At 40.3% G+C, this 21,226-nt stretch carries 22 protein-coding genes; 18 read left to right on the top strand and 4 right to left on the bottom strand.

Going from position 1 to position 21,226, the window contains the following annotated elements:
- On the bottom strand, window positions 1–548 hold a 548-nt coding region (gene istA, locus FTU65_RS09490; protein ID WP_180011653.1), incomplete at its 3' end, for an IS21 family transposase.
- A gap of 775 nt (window positions 549–1,323) precedes the next feature.
- On the opposite strand from istA, the gene FTU65_RS09495 reads away from it, so the two are divergent.
- The 17 genes from FTU65_RS09495 (at window position 1,324) to der (ending at window position 18,196) form a co-directional block, all read left to right on the top strand.
- Window positions 1,324–1,824, top strand: a complete 501-nt coding sequence (locus FTU65_RS09495) for a hypothetical protein (RefSeq protein WP_180011654.1) — start codon at window positions 1,324–1,326, stop codon at window positions 1,822–1,824.
- 92 nt (window positions 1,825–1,916) lie between these two features.
- Complete coding sequence (locus FTU65_RS09500) at window positions 1,917–2,645, top strand: molecular chaperone (protein ID WP_180011656.1); 729 nt, start codon at window positions 1,917–1,919, stop codon at window positions 2,643–2,645.
- A gap of 5 nt (window positions 2,646–2,650) precedes the next feature.
- Entirely contained in the window at window positions 2,651–4,960 is a 2,310-nt protein-coding gene (locus tag FTU65_RS09505; protein WP_180011658.1) for a fimbria/pilus outer membrane usher protein, read from the top strand.
- Between the two features lie 13 nt (window positions 4,961–4,973).
- Window positions 4,974–5,384 (top strand): hypothetical protein, encoded by a 411-nt coding sequence (locus FTU65_RS09510; RefSeq protein ID WP_180011660.1) that lies wholly within the window; start codon window positions 4,974–4,976, stop codon window positions 5,382–5,384.
- A gap of 475 nt (window positions 5,385–5,859) precedes the next feature.
- Window positions 5,860–6,333: a sensor histidine kinase gene (locus tag FTU65_RS09515; RefSeq protein WP_180011662.1), complete on the top strand. Its 474-nt coding sequence runs from the start codon at window positions 5,860–5,862 to the stop codon at window positions 6,331–6,333.
- Window positions 6,334–6,452: 119 nt separating this feature from the next.
- Window positions 6,453–7,730: a glycosyltransferase family 4 protein gene (locus tag FTU65_RS09520; protein WP_373683470.1), complete on the top strand. Its 1,278-nt coding sequence runs from the start codon at window positions 6,453–6,455 to the stop codon at window positions 7,728–7,730.
- Between the two features lie 190 nt (window positions 7,731–7,920).
- Entirely contained in the window at window positions 7,921–8,472 is a 552-nt protein-coding gene (locus FTU65_RS09525; RefSeq protein ID WP_180065865.1) for a phosphatase PAP2 family protein, read from the top strand.
- Window positions 8,473–8,593: 121 nt separating this feature from the next.
- Window positions 8,594–8,794, top strand: a complete 201-nt coding sequence (gene iscX / locus FTU65_RS09530) for a Fe-S cluster assembly protein IscX (RefSeq protein WP_078189615.1) — start codon at window positions 8,594–8,596, stop codon at window positions 8,792–8,794.
- Between the two features lie 109 nt (window positions 8,795–8,903).
- On the top strand, window positions 8,904–9,335 hold the full coding sequence (gene ndk / locus FTU65_RS09535; RefSeq protein ID WP_078189614.1) for a nucleoside-diphosphate kinase: 432 nt from the start codon (window positions 8,904–8,906) through the stop codon (window positions 9,333–9,335).
- A 123-nt stretch (window positions 9,336–9,458) separates the two neighbouring features.
- Window positions 9,459–10,694, top strand: a complete 1,236-nt coding sequence (gene rlmN, locus FTU65_RS09540; RefSeq protein WP_078189613.1) for a 23S rRNA (adenine(2503)-C(2))-methyltransferase RlmN — start codon at window positions 9,459–9,461, stop codon at window positions 10,692–10,694.
- A gap of 15 nt (window positions 10,695–10,709) precedes the next feature.
- Window positions 10,710–11,513 carry a type IV pilus biogenesis/stability protein PilW gene (pilW, locus tag FTU65_RS09545; protein ID WP_180065868.1) on the top strand — a complete coding sequence of 268 codons (804 nt, stop codon included), beginning with the start codon at window positions 10,710–10,712 and terminating at the stop codon, window positions 11,511–11,513.
- Window positions 11,504–12,298 (top strand): RodZ domain-containing protein, encoded by a 795-nt coding sequence (locus FTU65_RS09550; protein WP_180025979.1) that lies wholly within the window; start codon window positions 11,504–11,506, stop codon window positions 12,296–12,298. Before pilW ends, FTU65_RS09550 begins: the two co-directional genes overlap by 10 nt.
- 23 nt (window positions 12,299–12,321) lie before the next feature.
- Window positions 12,322–13,443 (top strand): flavodoxin-dependent (E)-4-hydroxy-3-methylbut-2-enyl-diphosphate synthase, encoded by a 1,122-nt coding sequence (gene ispG / locus FTU65_RS09555; RefSeq protein ID WP_180011668.1) that lies wholly within the window; start codon window positions 12,322–12,324, stop codon window positions 13,441–13,443.
- A 3-nt stretch (window positions 13,444–13,446) separates the two neighbouring features.
- Window positions 13,447–14,742, top strand: coding sequence for a histidine--tRNA ligase (gene hisS / locus FTU65_RS09560; RefSeq protein WP_180065870.1), 1,296 nt, complete (start codon window positions 13,447–13,449; stop codon window positions 14,740–14,742).
- Window positions 14,743–14,771: 29 nt separating this feature from the next.
- A complete protein-coding gene (locus FTU65_RS09565; RefSeq protein ID WP_180065871.1) occupies window positions 14,772–15,470 on the top strand; it encodes a tetratricopeptide repeat protein in 699 nt (232 codons plus the stop codon).
- Complete coding sequence (gene bamB / locus FTU65_RS09570) at window positions 15,467–16,612, top strand: outer membrane protein assembly factor BamB (RefSeq protein ID WP_078189607.1); 1,146 nt, start codon at window positions 15,467–15,469, stop codon at window positions 16,610–16,612. The genes FTU65_RS09565 and bamB overlap by 4 nt, the downstream gene beginning before the upstream one ends.
- Window positions 16,613–16,786: 174 nt before the next feature.
- Window positions 16,787–18,196, top strand: coding sequence for a ribosome biogenesis GTPase Der (gene der, locus FTU65_RS09575; protein WP_078189606.1), 1,410 nt, complete (start codon window positions 16,787–16,789; stop codon window positions 18,194–18,196).
- A gap of 76 nt (window positions 18,197–18,272) precedes the next feature.
- On the opposite strand, the gene FTU65_RS09580 is transcribed toward der, so the two are convergent.
- Window positions 18,273–18,842 carry a hypothetical protein gene (locus FTU65_RS09580; protein ID WP_180065873.1) on the bottom strand — a complete coding sequence of 190 codons (570 nt, stop codon included), beginning with the start codon at window positions 18,840–18,842 and terminating at the stop codon, window positions 18,273–18,275.
- A gap of 277 nt (window positions 18,843–19,119) precedes the next feature.
- On the opposite strand from FTU65_RS09580, the gene FTU65_RS09585 reads away from it, so the two are divergent.
- On the top strand, window positions 19,120–19,761 hold the full coding sequence (locus FTU65_RS09585) for a 4'-phosphopantetheinyl transferase superfamily protein (RefSeq protein ID WP_180065875.1): 642 nt from the start codon (window positions 19,120–19,122) through the stop codon (window positions 19,759–19,761).
- An 86-nt stretch (window positions 19,762–19,847) separates the two neighbouring features.
- On the opposite strand, the gene FTU65_RS09590 is transcribed toward FTU65_RS09585, so the two are convergent.
- Window positions 19,848–20,267 (bottom strand): hypothetical protein, encoded by a 420-nt coding sequence (locus tag FTU65_RS09590; protein ID WP_180007221.1) that lies wholly within the window; start codon window positions 20,265–20,267, stop codon window positions 19,848–19,850.
- Between the two features lie 165 nt (window positions 20,268–20,432).
- Window positions 20,433–21,209 (bottom strand): SDR family oxidoreductase, encoded by a 777-nt coding sequence (locus tag FTU65_RS09595; RefSeq protein ID WP_180011676.1) that lies wholly within the window; start codon window positions 21,207–21,209, stop codon window positions 20,433–20,435.
- Window positions 21,210–21,226 lie beyond the last annotated feature (17 nt).

Consider the following 21,226-nt stretch of genomic DNA (forward strand, 5'->3'; position numbering starts at 1 on the left):
AACAGTATTTCCTGAGGTACTCCTGCAAAGAACTGAAATGCATTTTCTAGACCATCGATCCATGCATCGGTACGTTCATGATCATAAAATTTCACGAAAGTCGCTCTGGAATACCCTAATGTTGCGACAAAAGCTTTTAAAGTCGTGTTGTTACGTCGAATCGTGGTGAAATCCACTTGCATTTGTTGGCCAGGTTGGGTTTCAAAACGAATGATCGGTTCCGGTTGAGCAACTGGTTTTAATGTTGCAAGATATTCCCTCAAGATCCTGATCTTTCCTGGATATCCCAACCTTAAAATTTCCTGGTAGAGCACGACAGCAGGAATCCATTCAGGATGAGCTGCGTTTACACGTTGGAGTAAATAGGGTTTATATGGGTCAAGGATACTTATTCTAGGCTGTATACGCTGATACTGAGGTGTGGTGTTTTGCCGTAAATATTTACGTACGGTATTTCTGGATAGCCCCAGTTCACGACTAATGGCTTTAATAGATTTACCTTGTTGATGAAGTATTTGGATTGTCACTGCTTGCTCCAAAGTTAACATGTTGAGCAGTCCAAAATGACCGCTATATTAACCAAGGGGGTCAGTTTTTAAATGCCATTAGGGGGTCATTTTTACACTGCCGCTAACATCTATATATGTGATAATTCACGTAATAAATGAGATTCTAAAAATTTGAAAAACAAAAACTGAAATTTCAAGAAAGAAAATATGATTTACAAAAGCTTAACATTGGAAACTAAGACGTGTTTCAAAACCTGTAATTTAATACAAAGGCTCAGTATTTGGTGACGTAATTCTTGTATTGCGTTTCAAAAGACATACCTGAAAGTGGTGATTATACATTCGAGATTCTATTTAAAATTTAAATTTAATCGGTCTTTACTATTAATATAGTTGAATATTCACGTAGTATTGGTTTGTTTGAAAATTATTTTGAACTATTTCACAAATATTTGGTGAAATATGTAACAGCCTATATTATTTTTAATGTTACTAAATTTAATAAAAACAATAAGATATGTTATACCAAAAAATAGGGATATGAAAAAAATCCCCAAAATTTGGGATAAAGAGAAAAATTAAATAAAAATATAAAAATTAAAAATATTTAATATATTACAGCCACATAATTTAAATTTTCGTAAAAAATAATATTACATTAATATTCGTGTGAATATTCCACATTAGGTTCTTTTTTTCTCCACATGATTAAGAATGAATCAGCACCTAGGGAAAGTAAGATTAATTAGTTTTTCTTAACAAATATCCTTTGATGCACATACTAATAAATCTCATATGAGAATGGAGAAGTGAAATGTCTACATCTAAAATTTTAACCGCAGTACTATCTGCAACATTGTTCGTAGCACTTCCAGCAACATCTGCAATCGCTGGTGGTAAAAAAGAATCTAAACAATGTGGCGGTGCGCCGTGTGAAGGCGAAATCGACATCGAGTTACAGATTCTTAAAGCATGTGAGCTTTTGGTAGGTAAAGACATCAAACTCGTTGAAGACAGTTATAGGGGTGCTAGTGGCTTTACAGTTACAACGAACACTCCATATACATTAAATCTATCTACGCTAAACGCGGGTTCAAGTGCAGATACTTTTGTAAAACATGAAACCACTAGTGACAAAGTATTTACAAAAATCACGACTTCAAAAGGTGGTGTGAATTATCCAATCGGTTCTACACCTGTAACTGGTATGAGCGTTGATAACTTTGCTGTATCTGTAGCTCCAAAAAATACAATTTCAGGTACTCAACGTGCTGGTACATACAAAGATACTTTATATATCAAAGTAGCTTACTAATCCAAATTTAGGGAGTTGATTCTACACAGTTAGGGTCAACTTCTTTTTATTTTTGAATTGATAATAATATTTAAATGTACTGGGGTGGGTATATGAAAAGTTTATTCAAAGTCGTTTCATTTAGTTTAATGACTTGCTTATTGAGTCCTCAAATATTTGCAGGTATTTCAATTAGCCCTGTGCAGTTATATTTAACCGATAAATCTAAACAACGTAGTGCGACATTTACTTTGGAGTCGAAAGGGGATGATGAGACACCACGTATTTTTGAGGCTCAAGCATTTAAATGGACTCAAAATGCTGCAGGCGAAGATGTTCTTTCACCTGAATCCAATATTATTATCAATCCGAAAAACTTTATTTTAAAACCAAATTCAAAACAAATGGTTCGTGTGGGATTTACTCAATCTGTAGAAAGTATGAATCTACAACAAGAAGAAGCATGGCGTATTATTTATACTGAGCTACCACAAGTGACGAACTCTGAATCGAAAATTGCACTGTTATTAAGTATTAATGTGCCATTTTTTGTCGGCAAACAAGAACCCGCTTATTTGAAATTTATTGCCAAAAAATCGAATGGTCGCACCATTATTCAGGTTGAAAATTTAGCAAAATCACACATTCAAATCCAAAAACTTTATGTCATCGATAAAAGCAAGAAAACAGTCGCTGAATCTTCCGATATGAAATATTTATTGGCATTAGGTAAAAACCAATACGACATCGGGAATGTTTCTTTACAAGGCGCTAGTAATTATAAAGTCGTTGTGGAAACTGATAAAGGTGACACTCCTTTGGAGTTTAATTTAGTTGAGTAGTGGCTATGAATAGAATTACATTGCTTCTATATTGTATTTTATGTGCTAATTCTGCTCATGCAGAAGCCGTTGATATGCCTGATGATTTGTTTCCAACCAGTATTTGGGTAAACGAAGTAGACCGCAAGAGCGAAGTATTATTACTGACTGAAAATAACAAGTTTTATATAGAGTGCGCAGATCTTGATAAGCTGCAAATCAAAGTAGAAATTCTGAAACGACATGCAACTAAAAATTCATTTTGTTTGGTAACGGATCAAGATATTCAGTCTGGATTTGATCCTCAATTGCAAGCTATCAAAATTAATCTTCCATCAAAATATTTCTTTGGGCTAGAAACGGATGCCTTAATCAGTCAGCCGATGCCTGCAAATTTTGGTGCATTTCTCAATTATGAAATGCACTTTGAAAATAACACTCAACATAATAATTTTGGTGTACTGCCTGAACTTGGGGTGTTTAAAGACAATTGGATTTTAAGAAATAATGCCTTTTATCGAAATAATAAAGGGGATGATTATCGTGAAGAAAAATTTGTAAGGTTAAATAGTAGTCTTGAGTTTGACTTCTCTAAAAGTGCGACCAAGCTGATTATTGGTGATACGACCTCTGCCTATAGCGCATTAATTCATGGTGTGCGATTTGGTGGTTTGAGTTTTGGTACAGACTATACATCACGTCCAGATTTTGTGTATTGGAATATTCCAAGTCTAAAAGGTAGTGCGGTTTTACCTTCGACTGTTGATTTATATATTGATGGCGTAAATATATATCAGAAAAAGATTTCACCTGGAGATTATAACTTACAAACAGGTGCCAATATTGAAAGTGCCGGTACAGCGCAAATGGTTGTACAAGATGTATTGGGGAATACCACTGTTCGAAGCTTCCCGGTATTAATTAGTAGTAAATTGCTCAAAGAAGACTTAAATGATTACAACATTTCATTAGGGAAACTACGCTTCAGTTATGACGAAGAAAATAGTGATTATCGCGATTTTTTCAGTTCAGCCTATTGGCGTAGAGGTGTCAACAGTCGTACCACGTTGGGTGCAAGTGCTACCTATAGTGACAAAGTAAAAAATGCAGGACTGCTATGGACGCAAGCGGTCAATCGATGGTTTGTTTTAGACAGTATTTTTTTAGGCAGTAAAACCGATAATGACGATGGCTATTCTGCAGGTTTGGCTATCAGTCGTAATTTCGGGAAACTTAATTTTGGTGTGAGTTCACGCTACGCTACAAATGATTATCGGGCGTTAGGTTATGAAGATAATCATATTTTTCCAAAATTTGAAAATATGGCGTATTTGAGTTTTGCTAATTTTCCATTCTTTCAAAATTTAAATCTGAACTATATCGAACAAACCCAGTATGAATCTAATGATCCTTTATTTGAGTTAGAGGATCGCAAAATGCTCACTGTGGGTGTGAGTCGCGAAATTACACCGAATTTAATGTATACCGCCAACTATTTCCAAGAATTTGGAGATAGCGATGACTCAGGTGCCTTTATTACATTTTCTTATAATTTTGGTGGTGGTAAGCGTATTCAGGCTGATGCGGGTACCAATAAATCCGGCGGTGTCCGTTTCATTCAAAATGCATTCGGTGAATATGGTGCAAATTATGCGCTCGGTGTGGATTATCGTAATGATGAAACGGTATTAAATGCCTATGGTGGTTTGTCCACTGATGTTGGTGATTTAACCTTAAGTCATCTCTATAGTGAAAATGATTCAACAACACAGGTTGGCTACCGTGGCGCTATGGTGTGGTTGGGTGGTCAATACGCATTGACCAGTTTTGTCGATAATGCCTTTGCTTTAGTGAATGTTGGTGGTCGTGAAGATATTGATGTCATGCGTTCAATGTCTCCAGTCGCGAAAACCAATAAAAAAGGCTATGCCTTTGTACACGATATCGTTCCTTATATTAATTACGATATTTCATTTGATGAAAATCAATTACCGATCGAAAGCAAAGTTCCGAATGCTGCACATCGTTTAGTTGCGTTAAGACAGCGTGGTTATAACATTAATTTTTCAGTATTTGATACACAACAAATATTGGTCAAAATATTGGATGAACAAGGTCATCAATTTGTGGCAGGAAGTGAAGTTGCAATTGATACCCCAGAAGCTGATGTTTATCCAGTGGGTTCAGATGGCACGGTAATGTTATATGGTTTGGTTGAAGGCTACTACAAGTTGACGGTGAGGACCAGTGGTGGTCGATCTTGCCAAACAGCTTTAACAGTGCCGAAAAAGGTAGAAAACCAAACTCCTGAATTAATTACATTGCAGTGTAAATAAAGGAGTATTTCCAATGAAAAGTATTTTACTCATCTCAGCAGCGTTATTTAGTTCAATGACATTTGCAGCGCCGAGTCGTTGTGAAATGGGACGAATCAGTGAAACCAATATGCACTTGGCGAATTACTATAATAGTCAAGCGGCAAGTTCATTTAGTGTCGATTGTTCCGGTAAATACCGCATACGCTTTAATAGCCGTAATTTGCAGGATACTTCGGGCAGTAGTTTTGTGACGAATGGCCCGATTAAGCTCAAAACACGGATGACTGTTTCAGGTGCGATGGAAAATCTGTGGAATGTTTCTACCGAGCAAGGCGCTGGCAAAAATAACTATGTGATTGCTGTGCGTTTGGTGGAGCGAGTGAATGCAACGACACCAGCAGGAATCTACCGCGATACAGTCTTTGTAAATATGGTGTTTTGAGTTGCTTAGCGACAAAATTTATTTCAAGCCCAAGGTGATTATATGCGGAGTGCTGATTTCGTTCATACCGCTAGATTGAAGCTTGATGATAGATATTTAGGTGAATCTTGGGCTTTAATCTAAGTAGCTTAATTTTCTGCTATGCATATAAAGTCAGAAATGAAGGAAATTTGATTTCAGCATATGCTTCCCCGAAAACTACTTTGGGTGTGGCGATTTTTTTTGCACTACGCTTGACTAAAAGTGTAAGACGAATTGAAAAATTTAATGGCACTTTGGCCACACTGGTCGCACAAACAAATGAGAGTAAATACACATTTTACACAATCATTATCAGTTGGAAATGGAAAATATTCGCTTGCAAGAGCGTATTCAAATAGCACATGACCTACATGATGGCTCAGCTCGATCATTGCGATTAATGGCATAGGCTGAGCAGAGCGCCAAAGATCTGACCAATCCACAATTTTTATCGATGTTGAAAATTTTAAGAGATGATTTACGACAGATCATTGATAGTGGTCCTAGTTTAGGCACTAAACTGCCTGAAACCCCTTTGTTATGGATGGCATCCTTTAGACACCGTTTTAATCAGTTATTTGATGAGCTCGATATACACGCTAAATGGTCAGTTCCTGCAAAATGGGAAGTGGATGTTACCCCATTGGAATGTCTAAGCTTACAGCGTGTAGCTGAAGAAGCATTAACCAATATTGTGAAGCATAGTCATGCGACCGTGGTGCAGATCCGAATTTATTATGAAAACACGGCATTGGTAATGGAAGTAGAAGACAATGGCGTGGGGTTTGATGTGGATCTGGTCAATCAAGCCGGTTTGAGTGTGGGGCTTCGTAGTAGGAGTGGGCGTTTAGAGCTGATGAACGCAGATATGCAAATCACTTCTCGTGTGGGTCAGACGATTTTAAAAGTGATTAAAAATTACGGATAAACCATGATTTTGTAGAAGAAATAAGATAATTTCTTTCAATAAACTGTCATCAAATAATCATCAAAATGCAAAAAACTGCTGCTTAAACTGTGGATAAACATTTATAAGAAGCGTGTAAGATCATGACAGAATCGGCTATCAATTTGGGGCGTATACAGGATGAACCTGCACGCTTTCAGTTCCAATTTAAGCATATGCAATCACGAATGGATGTGCAAACGGTCTCAACATTAATCCGTCCAGGTCTAAAAATCGCCATTGTTACAGATACGTGGGCGCCAGAAATTAATGGTGTTGCACATTCTTTATTGCAACTGTGTAAGGGCTTGCAGCAACAAGGCAACTCCATTTTTTTAATACGCCCAGAACAGTCCGAAAGTTGTCAGGATTTTCGACCTGATCAAGAGTGTTTGGTTCGAGCGCAGTCGATTCCTAAATATTCAGGTTTACAATTTGGCTGGCCGCAACTGATCAAACTCAGTAAAGCTTTAAAAAAAGCCCAAGTCGACATTGTGCATATAGTCACTGAAGGGCCTTTGGGTTTTGCTATGCTCCAACTGGCGCGTTCATTACAGATTCCTGTTTCCAGTGGCTTTCACTCGGCCTTTCATGATTTTAGTCGCTTCTTTGATTTAGCGTTTTTAATGAAGCCTGTACAACATTATTTACGATGGTTTCATAACAATACTCAACTTACCTGTGTACCGAGCCAAGATACTGCAGATGCCTTGCATCGATTAGGTTTTAGTTGTCCATTGGTGGTGGTGGGACGAGGTGTGGACCATAGTCGATTTTCTCCCTCACATTATCGAGCAAAACTGAGACAACAGTGGCAAGCAGATGAACATACCCGCGTGATGCTCTATGTCGGACGGCTATCTCCTGAAAAAGAAGTGGATGTTTTAATTTCTGCCTATCGTTCGATGTTGGCTATGGATGCACGAACGAAATTGGTCATTGTGGGTGATGGGCCTGATCGTGAACGACTAATGCAACTGGCAAAATCCCTAGATGTTATTTTTATGGGAAGTTTAAGTGGTCAGGCTTTATCGGAAGCCTATGCCAGTGCGGATGTTTTTGTTTTCGCAAGTCAGGTTGAGACCTTTGGTAATGTGGTTTTGGAGGCGATGGCTAGCGGATTGCCTGTGATTGCATATAATGCTGCATGTGCCCAACTGCACGTGAGAAATCAGCAAACGGGATGGTTATGTCATTTATCTCGAACCGATAAATTTATACGTCTTATGCAGCAATTGCCGCAACGCGCTAAATTAAAAACCATGGGCATCGAGGCGGCAAAAGACGCTGCTAAAATTGGATGGCAATATCCCGTACAGCAATTTGAGCAAGCGCTATATCGCGTGGTGGATCAAGCCATGATGAGCCAATGGAGCTAGCGCTATTGGTTATATACTGGTTGAGCATCCTCATAACCAATATTCATTGAACTGTCATCAAAGCATCATTGCACTGTCAAAAAGACAACTTAAGCTGAGTCAAACACAGAACTAAACTTGTAAAAATAACAACACAAATCTAGCTCAACCCCAACATAGTCAGACTTTGACTGTAGATAGGAGATTAGCGATGAATTTTAAAAATGCAAAAACAAGAATGCTGCATCTCGATTTAAAAGGCTGTATTTATCTCAATCATTTTTCACATCAACAAGTTGTCGCTGACATATTTAAAATGGTGAGTCGACTTGGTGATGGTGTGTTTTGGTATGTCATGTTGGTGACGGTTTGGATCGTGCAGGGCATCTCCTACAGTGTGCAAATCGTCTATGTATTACTGGGTGGTTTCGTCGGCACCTCGATCTATAAACTCCTCAAAAAGAAAACTGTGCGCCCAAGACCGTATCAAGTGCATCAAGTGATTCGCTTAGGTGAACGCCCTCTAGATCATTTTAGTTTTCCATCAGGGCATACTCTACATGCAGTGATGGCAACAACTGTGCTGGGCTATATTCAACCCATGCTGTTGGTCTTAATGTTGCCCTTTAGCTTATTGGTGGCATTATCCCGCATGATCTTAGGATTGCATTACCCGAGTGATGTTGCCGTCGGTGCTGCAATAGGCGCTGCAGTGGGTGCCGCAATGATTCTCTGTGCACCTCTTTTAGGTTTGGTTTTATAGTTTGATGTGGAGATCTTAATTGCAAAATCTGGTAATAAAAAAATTAAAAGGGTTTATCACGTCCAATTGCCGAAATTTGTTAAAGTAAGCCATCATTCTATAGACGATGTTAGGAAGACCCATGGGTTTACGCTGGACAGATACCATTGATATCGCAATTGAGCTGTATGAAGCTCACCCTGATGTTGATCCGCAATGGATTCGCTTTACTGACCTACATGCATGGGTATGTGCATTGCCAAATTTCACTGATGACCCTGAAAAGTCGACTGAAGGTCTGCTTGAGGGAATTCAGATGGCCTGGATTGATGAGGCAAGTTAATCCCTACATCGAAAAAAGCAATTTTTTTGTATAGCAAAAGCAGAAAATAGCGCATTATTCGGTATAATGCGGCAAATTTTTCACGTCAAATTGACTTAAGGAGCCTCTCATGGCTATTGAACGTACTTTATCTATCGTTAAACCAGACGCAGTTGCTAAAAACCACATCGGCGACATCTTTGCTCGTTTCGAAAAAGCTGGTCTTCAAATCGTTGCAACTAAAATGAAACACTTGACTCAAGCTGAAGCTGAAGGCTTCTACGCTGAGCACAAAGAACGTGGTTTCTTTGGTGACCTAGTTGCATTCATGACTTCTGGTCCAGTTGTAGTTTCAGTTCTTGAAGGCGAAAACGCAGTTCTTGCTCACCGTGAAATCCTTGGCGCAACTAACCCTAAAGAAGCTGCTCCTGGTACTATCCGTGCAGACTTCGCTGTAAGCATCGACGAAAACGCTGCTCACGGTTCTGACTCTGTAGCATCTGCTGATCGTGAAGTTAACTACTTCTTCGCTCAAACTGAGATCGCTCCACGTACTCGTTAATTCGAAGTATTCAAACCAGATAAGTGGTATACTGCTTGTCTGGTTTTTTTATTCTCTGAATAATTCTTTGCTCAATAACTGAGCTTCTCCTTTGATCTTTAGACATGGTTTAGGTAATTACACATGAGTACTGAAGTAGTCGCTACATCAGCTGTTTCTGATGCACAGCAACAATCTCCATCCGCTCCGACGCAGCAAAATACTGTGGAGAAAGTGAATTTACTGGGCATGTCACGTCCGCAAATGGAAAAATTCTTCGAAGAAATGGGGGAGAAAAAGTTCCGTGCTGGGCAGGTGATGAAATGGATTCATCAGTTCTTCGTGACTGATTTTGCTGAAATGACCAATATTTCTGGTAAATTGCGTGAAAAACTAGAAAAGATTTGTGAAATTAAAGCGCCTGAAGTGGTGCATAAAAATTATTCAAAAGACGGTACTCGTAAATGGGTGTTCCGTGTAGGTGATGGTGCTGGTTCATTGGTTGAAACCGTGCTCATTCCTGCAGAAGATAAAACCGGCGCACGTAAGACCTTGTGTATTTCATCACAAGTGGGCTGTGCTCTGGACTGTTCATTCTGTTCAACTGGGAAACAAGGTTTTCAACGTGACTTGAGCCAAGCTGAAATTATTGGACAGCTTTGGATGGCGAACTTCTCTTATATGGAAGATGTGCCAGTTGCTGATCGTGAGCGTTCAGTGACCAACGTGGTGATGATGGGCATGGGTGAGCCACTGTTGAACTATGATGCCGTATTGAATTCAATGCGTATCATGTTGGATGACTTTGCGTATGGCATGTCGAAGCGTCGTGTGACTTTATCAACCTCAGGGGTGGTGCCTAAAATTGACCAATTGGCACAAGACATTGATGTAGCCTTGGCAATTTCACTCCATGCGCCAAATGATGAACTACGTAACGAACTTGTTCCGATCAATAAAAAATATCCGTTGGAACAGTTGATTGCAGCGTGTCAGCGTTATATCGCCAAAGATGGTAATGAAAGTTCGCGTAAACACGTGACTATCGAATACGTGATGTTAGATGGTGTAAATGACCATCCTGAACATGCACAGCAAATGTTAAAGCTGTTGAAAAACCTCCCAAGCAAAATTAATTTAATTCCGTTTAACCCGTTTCCGCATGCGCCATACGGTCGTTCAAGCCGTAACCGTATTATTTCTTTCCAAAAAACTTTGTCTGATGCCGGTTTTGTGTGTACGATTCGTCAGACACGTGGTGATGATATCGACGCTGCGTGTGGACAACTCGTGGGGCAAGTTGCTGACCGTACTCGTCGTGCGGAGCAATGGAAAAAGAAAGTTGCGCAGCAAAATGAGATACTGCGCTCACAAGGATAATAAAGAGGCAGCCAATTGAAAAAGTTAACGTATAAGTTCACTTTCGTTTCAGCTTTATGTGCATCGGTTTTGGCATTAACAGCATGTCAAACGCCTGAGATTGGGAAAAAAGACCCAGAGAAAGCCGTAAAAATCAGAACGCAATTGGCTGTTGAACATCTGAAAGCAGGGGATTTGGACTCTGCTAAACGTGCATTAGATCAGGCTTTAGAGGTGGATTCTCGCGATTCCCAAGCCAATATGATGATGGGTGTCTTACTACAACGAGAAGGCAGCCCAGCCAACTTAGAAAAAGCAGATAGTTATTTTAAGCGTGCAATTTCAGTAGACTCAAAAAATTCTCAAGCACGTAACAACTACGGTACGTATTTATACCAAGTTGAGCGCTATAATGACGCGATTGAACAGTTCAGCATCGCAGGTTCAACTTTAGGTTATGATCAACGTTTCAAAGCATTGGAAAATTTAGGTCGAATTTACCTGAAAGTGGGGGATGTGGCGAATGCTGAAAAATCATTCAAACAAGCTTTGCAGGCTAATCGTGATTCCTATGTTTCAATGTTAGAGTTGTCTGAAATCTTTTATTTGAATCAGCAGTTCCCTGCTGCCACACAAATGTATGAACAATTTGTACGTGCAGTAGGACAAAAAAATCAGGGTGCGCGTGCACTCTGGATTGGCATTCGAACAGCGCGTGCCAATGGCGACAATTTGGGTATGCAAGTACTGGTTAACCAGTTACGTGCTTTATTCCCAGAAAGTCCTGAATACCAACGCTATTTGCAATTACAGTACAGTACTGAGGCCGTATGGAAGTAAATCCTAATTCACCGCAATCGAATGGTTCGAGCGTAGCTCCAAATGCATTAGGAAATGTACAACGCCCAGGTGAGTATTTACGTCAAGTACGTATTACGCAAAAACTGGAACTTGAAGCTGTCGCATCAGAACTCAATATTCCATTAAAAACACTGACTGCACTTGAGCAAGATGATTATAAGTCATTGCCTGAAGCGACCTTTATTAAAGGTTACTACCGCACTTATGCCAAATATTTAAAAGTTGATGCAACCAATATCATTCAACGTTTTGATGATATTTATGCCAACGATACGGGATTGTTGCCAAATCACGCGTTAAATAATTCACCGATTAAAATTATGGGTAAATTACCCGGTTCTAACCGTGACCGTAATCGTAAATGGATCAAACGTGGTTTGATTGCATTGGCGGTGTTGGTGGTCATTGGTGCGATCGTGGCAGCGATTCAAGGCATGACCTCGGGCAGCGATAATGAAGACGCTGTGACCAGTGATGTCGCTTCAGAAGTTCAAGTCCTCGACATGAATGGCGGAAATGCAGCGGTCAGTGGCGATCAATTGACATTGACCTTCAGTAGCCCAACTTCAGTACATATTGTGGATTCTACGGGTAAGGTGTTGGCGACAGGTCGTCAAGCATCGACGCTCAACTTAAACGGTGAAACACCATTCCAAATTCGTTTGGATGATGCAACAGCAGTGTCATTAAGCTTAAATAATGAAAATATTTCATTGTCACCATATACCGTAAACGGCAAAGCAGATTTCCGTTTATCACGTTAAGGGACAACAGAGCAGACTGAACAATGATTGAAAATCCAATTAAGCGCCGTCCAACGCGTAAAATTAAAGTAGGTTCGGTGTATGTCGGTGGTGATGCGCCGATCAGCATCCAAAGTATGACCAATACTGAAACCTGTGATGTCGAAGCGACCGTGGCACAGATTCAGCGCTGTGTAGACGTCGGTGCGGACATCATGCGTGTTTCTGTACCGAGTATGGAAGCTGCTGAAGCTTTTGGTGAAATTCGTAAACGTGTGCAAGTGCCACTGGTTGCCGATATTCACTTTGATTATAAAATTGCTTTACGTGTTGCAGACCTTGGTGCAGATTGTTTGCGTATTAACCCGGGTAATATTGGTTCTGAAGCCAAAATCCGTGAAGTGGTAGCTGCTGCACAACATAATGACATCTCTATGCGTATTGGTGTCAATGCAGGTTCGCTCGAAAAAGATATTCAAAAGAAATATGGTGAGCCTACAGGTCAGGCTTTGCTTGAATCTGCAATGCGCCATATTGATATTTTAGACCGTTTAAATTTCCATGAATTTAAAGTGTCAGTCAAAGCATCGAATGTATTCCTGACTATGGATGCTTACCGATTACTTTCTGCACAAATTGATAACCCATTACACTTAGGTGTGACTGAAGCAGGTGTCTACCGCACGGGTTCAGTCAAATCTGCTATCGCTTTAGGCGGTTTGTTGATGGAAGGCATTGGTGACACCATGCGTATTTCATTGGCAGCAGAGCCTGAAGAAGAAATCAAAATTGGCTTTGATATTTTAAAATCATTGGGCTTACGTTCAAACGGCATTAACTTTATTGCATGCCCAAGTTGTTCACGCCAAGAGTTTAATGTCATCAAAGTCATGCAAACATTGGAAGAGCGTTTAGAAGATATTCGTACCCCAATGGATGTATCGGTGATTGGTTGTAAAGTAAATGGTCCGGGCGAAGCCAAAGAAGCCGATATTGGTGTAGTAGGTGCAAGTCCGCGTTCACTGGTGTATCGTAATGGCGAAAAGAGCCATTTAATTGACACAAATCAGTTGGTTGACGAAATCGAAGCGATGGTTCGTCAACGTGTTAGCGATCTTGAAGACGCTAAAGCTAAAGAGATTATTCGCACAAGTTTTTCTGAGTAGATCATGAGTTCAATCGTCGCAATCAAAGGTTTTAATGACATTCTCCCTACGCAAAGTCCTGCATGGAGACGTCTAGAACAGCATCTATCTAGCCTGATGGATGCTTATGGTTATCAGCAAATTCGCTTGCCGATTGTGGAGCAGACTCATCTGTTCAAACGTTCTATTGGTGATGCAACGGATATCGTTGAAAAAGAAATGTACACATTCTTAGACAAAGGTAATCCGCCTGAGTCTTTGACTTTGCGTCCAGAAGGAACAGCAGGGTGTGTACGTGCAATGCTTGAACATAACTTACTTCGTGGTGCTACACCGCGTGTATGGTATGTCGGCCCAATGTTCCGCTATGAAAAACCACAAAAAGGTCGCTACCGTCAGTTCCATCAATTTGGCGTAGAAACCTTTGGTGTTGCAACACCAGATCAAGATGCAGAATTGATTTTAATGACTGCGCGTTTGTGGAAACGCATGGGCGTTGCAGATAAAGTTCAATTAGAACTCAATACTTTAGGTGAGTCTGATGAACGTGCAGCTTATCGTGCAGCATTGGTTGAATTTTTAGAGTCACATAAAAATGACTTAGATGAAGATTCACAGCGTCGTCTAACTACGAATCCACTGCGTATTTTGGATTCTAAAGATGCAAAAACACAAAGCATTTTGGAAAATGCGCCAAAACTTCACGACTTTATGGGTGAAGAAACGTTGGCTCACTTTGCCCAATTGCAGCAGTATTTGACTGATGCTGGTATTGGTTTTGTGATCAATCAAAAATTGGTTCGTGGTCTCGACTACTACAATAAAACGGTCTTTGAATGGACAACTACACACTTAGGTTCTCAAGGAACAGTATGTGCTGGTGGTCGTTATGACGGTTTAGTCGGTCAGCTTAAAGGTAAAGCAGACCAGTCAGTGCCCGCTGTTGGTTTTGCAATGGGTATGGAGCGTTTGCTTCTTCTACTTGAACAAGTGGAAGACAATACCCCAGTGCGTGACTGTGAGCTATTCTTGGTTTCAGATCCTGCAACTCAAGGTAAAGCGTTGGTACTTGCTGAACAAATTCGTGATCAACTTGAAGCAGCGGGTAGCAACATTCGCTTAAAAGTTGGTTCACAAGGTTCAATGAAATCGCAAATGAAAAAAGCCGACCAATCGGGTGCTTTATTTGCTGTGATTTATGGTGAACGTGAGCAAGCAGCAGGGCAAGTGCTGGTAAAAGAGCTAGCGATTGCAGAACAACACGAAGTGAATGTGGCAGACTTTGTTGCCTTCATTATCGGAAAAATTTCTTCAAAATAATCCCTATAACATAAGGAAAAGGTAATTTCATGAGCGCATTGAGTGAAGAAGAACAACTTGATAATTTAAAATCGTTTGCTAAAAAATATGGCTCTGCCATTGTTAGCGGCATTTTAATTGCGTTGATTGCCTTTTTCGGATGGGAATACTGGCAGAAGAAAACTTTGGCTGAATCGCAAATGCAAACAGCCAAAGTACAGCAGTTAATGGATGATGCTCAGGCGGCGACTGGCGATGCTTTTACACAACTTTCTGCGACTGCAGATAAAATTGTAAAAGAAGCGCCAGATTCGCCACAAGCCATTCAAACTCAGTTGCTTATGGCAAAATTGGCGTATGATAAAGCAGATTATGCCAACGCTGAAAAAGCTTTGAAAAAAGTTGAAAATTCGAAAGTTGACGATGCAGGCTTAGTTCAATTGGTGAAATTACGTTTAGCGTATGCACAATTGGCGCAAAAGAAATTTGATGAAGCATTAAAAACCTTAGAAGCAGTTAAAGAACCTGCTTTTCAAGCGACTGCAGATGAAGCCCGTGGCGACGTCTATGTTGCGAAAAATGATATCGAAAATGCAAAGAAAGTTTATCAAAGTGCATGGGATGCTTTGGTTGAGCGACAAGAAGAACGTCAAATTTTACAAATTAAACTCGAAAGTGTAGGCGTTTTAGTTGATGATCCTGAAATTGAACGTCCGATTATAGATACACAAGTGGAAGCAACTGAATGAATAGAAAATACAAAATTACCTGTGCGCTGACAGTTTTAACACTTGCTTTGGCTGGTTGTGCAAATAAAGGAAAAGTAGAAAAAGTAAAACCAAATCCTTTACCAAAATTGGAACAGGCAAAAACTTTAGCACCTGTATTTTCAAACAGTGTGGCTTCAACTGAAGAAGCAGATCCACTGCGTTTACGTATGGATGCAGATAATGGCGTTGTTTTTAGCGTAAACCCTAACGGTGAAGTTCAAGCCTACAAAGGTAAAGAGCGTTTATGGCAGAAGAAAATCTCTAAGCAAGGTTTGACTGCAGGTGTTGAAGCTGCTGACGGTATCGTGGTTGTCGGTAATGCAAAAGGTCAATTATTTGCATTAGATCAGGCAACAGGTGAGCAAAAGTGGACTGCACAATTAACTGGCGCGTTACTTTCACCGTCGTTGATTCAAGCAGGTCGTGTTATTTCAGTCACCAATGATGGTACGGTATACGCAAACGATGTGGCAACGGGTCAACAAACTTGGACCTATAACTTGCCAAATGTGCAGTTTAGTTTACGTGGTATGGCAGCACCGGTATCACTCGATGCGCGTCATGTTCTCATCGCTTCTTCAAATGCCTATATTTATGTGATTGATGCATTGAGCGGTATCCCGAAAATGCAGCGTCGTGTTGCAGTGTCAGACGGTCGTTCAGATGTACAACGTCTCATTGATATTGACGGTGAACCGACTGTAGCAGGTCAATTTTTAATTACCACCAGTTACCAAGGCCAAGTGACAGCGCTTGATCTTGCCTCACAACAAGTGATCTGGAGCAATGATGCGAGCAGCATTCAGCGTCCTGAAGTTGCGGGCAATGGTGTCTTTGTGACACAAACTGATGGTAAAATTGTGGCTTACGAAATTACCACTGGTCAAACATTGTGGGAAAATGACCAATTGCTTAATCGTAATTTGAGTAACCCAGTGATGTTAGGTCAAGACCTTGTGGTTGGTGATCTGGATGGTGTACTTCACTTAATCAACCCAGCGACAGGTGAGTTGGTTGGTCGTTCTAAAACCAGTGGTGAAGTACGTTCACTACGTGTAATTGACAACCAATTATATGTATCGACACGTAAGGGTGCATTAAGCATTTGGCAGAACCGTTAATTTTTCTGCGGCTTATGTTAAAATAAGCCAAACCGTATTTTTGAACGCGGGGGATTGAATCATCAATGCCCCGTGTTTTTATTTATTTTAGGCATTTATCCTATTTCCATTCTTCCTAAGCTTTCTGATGTTCAGACCAGACCAAACTGGCTGATCTGGAATAAAGGTTAATCTATGAAACCCGTAATTGCGCTCATTGGTCGTCCGAACGTCGGAAAATCAACGTTGTTTAACCAGATAACCAAGAGCCGTGATGCTCTCGTTGCTGACTTTGCCGGTCTGACTCGTGACCGTAAGTATGGTGACGCGACTTATCAAAATAAATCTTTCATCGTCGTTGATACTGGGGGTATTGGCGAAACTGAAGGTGGTATCGACTCGTACATGGCAGAACAGTCAAAAACTGCCATTAATGAAGCAGATATTATTGTCTTCGTTGTTGATGCGCGCGCAGGCCTATTGGCATCTGATGAGCAAATTGCACGTGACTTACGTACGCTAGGTAAAAAAGTTTATCTTGTTGCCAACAAAGTTGATGGTGTTCATGCCGAAGCAGCTTTAGTTGAATTCTTCAAATTGGGTATGGGTGAACCACTTCAAGTGGCTGCCAGCCATGGTCGTGGTGTTCAGCAAATGCTTGAAGAAGTGTTAGCTGAAGTGCCTGAAGATGAAAGTGAAGAACAACACGATAAAGACACTGGCTTACGTTTAGCGATTATTGGTCGTCCAAACGTAGGTAAATCGACTTTAGTGAACCGTTTGTTGGGTGAAGACCGTGTGGTTGCATTTGACCAGCCGGGTACTACACGTGACTCAATTTATATTCCATTTGAACGTGATGGTCGTAAATACACATTAATCGATACTGCGGGTGTACGTCGTAAAGGTAAAGTGGACGAAATGATCGAGAAATTCTCGATTGTGAAAACTTTACAAGCGATGAAAGATGCGCATGTTGTGGTAATTGTTGTCGATGCACGTGAAGGGATCGTTGAGCAAGACTTGCATTTGATCGGTTATGCGCTTGAAGCAGGCCGTGCGATGGTGATTGCCATCAACAAATGGGACAACATGTCTGACTACGACCGTAAACAGTGTAAATTAGATGTTGAACGTCGTTTTGACTTTATTCCTTGGGCAAAAATTCACTTAATTTCTGCACTTCACGGTACAGGTGTTGGTGATCTTTATCCATCGATCCACCGTGCTTATGATTCTTCGCATTTGAAAGTATCACCTGCGAAAATCACTCAGATCTTGAATGATGCAACTGATGCGCACCAACCACCAATGGTTCAAGGTCGTCGTATCAAAATGCGTTATGCGCATATGGGCGGACAAAATCCACCGACGATTGTGATTCATGGTAACAAAGTCGATAAAACGCCAAATGACTATCGTCGTTACCTAGAAAACGTGTTCCGTAAAGTTTATAAACTTGAAGGTACGCCAGTCAAAATTGAATTTAAAACCTCTGATAACCCATTTGAAGGTCGTAAATCCCAAATCGATGAGCGTACGGCTGCACGTAAACGCCGTTATGTTCAGAAGTTCAAAAAGGCGGAAAAGAAATTCAAACGCTAAGTTTAGATGAACAAAAAAAGCCTGCAGATATGCAGGCTTTTTTATTTCACTTTATTTATCTAAAAAGATGTAGAAATTAGTTTTTACACTTTTTAGCTTGGCGGTAAATATCAATATTATCCAGATTAGTTTGAGCAATTTCCATGGCTTGCTGTGCGCTGCTGCTATCCTGTTGTGTATTTTTATTGCCAGAAAAAGCTGTCGCAAATTGTCCCATACGCGCGGCTGTTTCAGATTGACCTGAAAATGCGGATAGCGCGTTGCCAGCAAGCCCCGCCCATTTTGAAACTTGATTATTTTGCTGTGCAGACGCTTGGCTTAATGCCAGTTGCGATGCTTCCAATGTGCGTTCGAAAGTTTTACGTTCAACGCTCAGATCAGTGCAATCTAAGGTTTTTAAATAACTGGTGCTATAAACACTATTGTTGGTTTGGTTAGCTTGATTGAAATTTGAGGCATAGCCACGGTCTGCTTGAGCTACGGCATAGGCAGCTTCTTGACGGCTTTGATTCATACGCGCTTCAGCTTGGTCCATAATCGCGCCATTTTTGGCACCCATTACTGCAACGGCTGCATCCAATAATCCTGCCTGAGCGAAACATGGTAGGACGCAAAGTGAACTGATTAACGTGATTTTTCTTAGCATCTGGTTTACCCCGAATTTTAAATTAAAGTTATAAGAATCTAGAGTATTTTATCTAATTGAAGATGTATTTGAAATATTTATTATACTTAAGTATTTGAATATATTTATAATATTAAGTATTTCTTAAGTGGTTTTAAATATTTTTAAACTGAGTTTTAAAATCTCGATGAGTCAAAGGACCGATGCGCTCATCTGTATTGTGGTGTATTTTGTTTGGGTGAATCGCATAAAATATAGCGTCATGGATGTAGTGTAAAAGATATTGGATCAATAACTTATGGCGAAAATTCAGCTCGAATATAGTGCAATTACTGACTTCTTTGTGGAGCCGCATGGCTTGAGTCGTCAAGAGGTAATTGCCGTGCGTAAACAAGCCATTTACCAATATCGCAATCAATTACTTGGGCAGCAGTTAAATAAGTCAGTTGAAAATGCAGATTTTTCAAAGTCTGCGTTTGGTAAGCCTTTTCTTCCTGAGTTTCCACACTTTCATTTTAATCATAGTCATAGCCAGCAGCATTATGTTTTGGCCAGCAGTGAAAAAATCGCCAATATTGGTGTGGATATTGAGGATTTAAATCGAAAAGTCCGTTTTGAAGCGATGGCTCAACACAGCTTTCATCCCGAAGAATTGCTTAATTGGGACAGTTGTGAGCATGATCCTGATTTTTGGTTTAAAGTTTGGACCACTAAAGAGGCGGTACTTAAAGCATCAGGTTTAGGGATCCGAGTGAACCTGAATGAACTGAATACGCAGTGTCATCCTGAGCACAATGTAGGGATGTGTAGTCACCCCGCTATTGGCACTTTTGCTTATCAGAATATTCAACTGCCGCATGTGATGTTGACGGTGGCATGGCAAAGTGAACAATCTTGCCGAGGCTTTCATTTGCCTAATATTGAGTTGAATGTCTTATAAATCGGTATGAAATAAAATCATCATGAAAAAAGCCCTGTTCTGGCTGAACAGGGCTTTTTTTTAAATTAATCTAAACTGGCTTTAGATTAGATTTTGCATTTTTTAGAACCTTGGTAGATACCAATGTTGTCGATGTTTGCTTGAGCAGCAGATTTGTTCGCTTGTTGAAGTTCAAGATTACCTGCTTCTGAAGTATCTTGCTCACCAGCCAAGCTGTTTGCAATGTTGCCTGCACGAGCAGCTTTTTCAGAGTTACCACCGAAAGCAGCAAGAGCGCCACCCGCTAAACCAGCAAATTTGCTCAATGATTTGCCTGGCGCTTGAGCAGATGCTTGGATGTTTGCAATGTTTTTGTCAGCAGCTTCTAAAGAGCGCTTAGCATTCGCTTTTTCAACAGCAAGAGTTGCACAATCCATCGCTTTTAATTCTGAAGATGCGAATTGAGTTGTAGCAAAAGCAGAAATTGAAATAGAAGTAACAGTTGCAAGAACAAGTAATTTTTTCATGAAATAATTCACTTTTATTGTTAGAAAATAAACGCCCGAAAGTAATGGGCGGGTGAATATTATTCAAAAAAAGGAATTTTGTCCTGTTAAAATGTGACAATTGTGTAACTTTGTGTAATTTGCGTACAAATATGATTGCAAAATTAAATGATTAGTAACACGTTGCTATTTGGGTTTTTGTGCAATCCAAATATTACTTAAGCGGTTGACAAATTGCGGGCTAAACTTCGATAAATTAAATAAAAATTTAGCTTTCATCCCTACAGGTGTATGTGTGGCCATTAAGACCGAATCCCGTTTTTGTACCAAGGCATAAATTTGCTGAGCGACATCGCTCGGTTGAAGATTGACGCCCATTTTCTTAACACTTTGTGCATCCATGTCTTGCACCATCGCGGTTTGAACAAATAAAGGCATCACATCTAAAACGCGAATATTGTATTTTTGCCATTCAATATCCAAGCTTTCAGTGAACCCGCGGACAGCAAATTTAGATGTAGCATAACTGGCTAAATCCGCTTGTCCATAAATTGCTGAAGCCGAAGAGAGGTTAATCACACGAGCAAAATTGCTTTGTTTTAAATAGGGAAATGCCGCATAGCAACCGTTTATCACCCCTTTGACATTGATATCAATCGTACGGTGGTGTGCAGACAGTTCCGTATGTTCAAAGCTACCTGAATACAGAATTCCGGCATTATTGACTAAGATATTCAGCTGACCTGCCCATGCAACAAATTCAGCTAAAGCGCTTTGCCATTGCTCTGGTTGTGTCACATCTAAAAGCCCAGCTTTGGCATGGCTACCGAGTTCAGCAGCTAATGAGGTGACTTGAGATTGGTTAATGTCGTAGAGCCCAACTTTATAGCCTTGTTGTATGAACAGTCGTGCAATTGCTGCGCCAATCCCTTGTCCTGCACCGCTAATAAAAATACTTTGCATGTTATGCTTCCCTGAAT

The organism is Acinetobacter sp. YH12129 (assembly GCF_013418685.1).
Classification (GTDB): domain Bacteria; phylum Pseudomonadota; class Gammaproteobacteria; order Pseudomonadales; family Moraxellaceae; genus Acinetobacter; species Acinetobacter amyesii.

What these genes read in the sequence shown, in the direction of transcription:
- FTU65_RS09495 (WP_180011654.1), top strand. Translation starts at nt 1,324, where the DNA reads ATGTCTACATCTAAAATTTTAACCGCAGTACTATCTGCAACATTGTTC.
- FTU65_RS09500 (WP_180011656.1), top strand. Translation starts at nt 1,917, where the DNA reads ATGAAAAGTTTATTCAAAGTCGTTTCATTTAGTTTAATGACTTGCTTA.
- FTU65_RS09505 (WP_180011658.1), top strand. Translation starts at nt 2,651, where the DNA reads ATGAATAGAATTACATTGCTTCTATATTGTATTTTATGTGCTAATTCT.
- FTU65_RS09510 (WP_180011660.1), top strand. Translation starts at nt 4,974, where the DNA reads ATGAAAAGTATTTTACTCATCTCAGCAGCGTTATTTAGTTCAATGACA.
- FTU65_RS09515 (WP_180011662.1), top strand. Translation starts at nt 5,860, where the DNA reads ATGTTGAAAATTTTAAGAGATGATTTACGACAGATCATTGATAGTGGT.
- FTU65_RS09525 (WP_180065865.1), top strand. Translation starts at nt 7,921, where the DNA reads ATGAATTTTAAAAATGCAAAAACAAGAATGCTGCATCTCGATTTAAAA.
- iscX (WP_078189615.1), top strand. Translation starts at nt 8,594, where the DNA reads ATGGGTTTACGCTGGACAGATACCATTGATATCGCAATTGAGCTGTAT.
- ndk (WP_078189614.1), top strand. Translation starts at nt 8,904, where the DNA reads ATGGCTATTGAACGTACTTTATCTATCGTTAAACCAGACGCAGTTGCT.
- rlmN (WP_078189613.1), top strand. Translation starts at nt 9,459, where the DNA reads ATGAGTACTGAAGTAGTCGCTACATCAGCTGTTTCTGATGCACAGCAA.
- FTU65_RS09550 (WP_180025979.1), top strand. Translation starts at nt 11,504, where the DNA reads ATGGAAGTAAATCCTAATTCACCGCAATCGAATGGTTCGAGCGTAGCT.
- ispG (WP_180011668.1), top strand. Translation starts at nt 12,322, where the DNA reads ATGATTGAAAATCCAATTAAGCGCCGTCCAACGCGTAAAATTAAAGTA.
- hisS (WP_180065870.1), top strand. Translation starts at nt 13,447, where the DNA reads ATGAGTTCAATCGTCGCAATCAAAGGTTTTAATGACATTCTCCCTACG.
- FTU65_RS09565 (WP_180065871.1), top strand. Translation starts at nt 14,772, where the DNA reads ATGAGCGCATTGAGTGAAGAAGAACAACTTGATAATTTAAAATCGTTT.
- bamB (WP_078189607.1), top strand. Translation starts at nt 15,467, where the DNA reads ATGAATAGAAAATACAAAATTACCTGTGCGCTGACAGTTTTAACACTT.
- der (WP_078189606.1), top strand. Translation starts at nt 16,787, where the DNA reads ATGAAACCCGTAATTGCGCTCATTGGTCGTCCGAACGTCGGAAAATCA.
- FTU65_RS09580 (WP_180065873.1), bottom strand. Translation starts at nt 18,842, where the DNA reads ATGCTAAGAAAAATCACGTTAATCAGTTCACTTTGCGTCCTACCATGT.
- FTU65_RS09585 (WP_180065875.1), top strand. Translation starts at nt 19,120, where the DNA reads ATGGCGAAAATTCAGCTCGAATATAGTGCAATTACTGACTTCTTTGTG.
- FTU65_RS09590 (WP_180007221.1), bottom strand. Translation starts at nt 20,267, where the DNA reads ATGAAAAAATTACTTGTTCTTGCAACTGTTACTTCTATTTCAATTTCT.
- FTU65_RS09595 (WP_180011676.1), bottom strand. Translation starts at nt 21,209, where the DNA reads ATGCAAAGTATTTTTATTAGCGGTGCAGGACAAGGGATTGGCGCAGCA.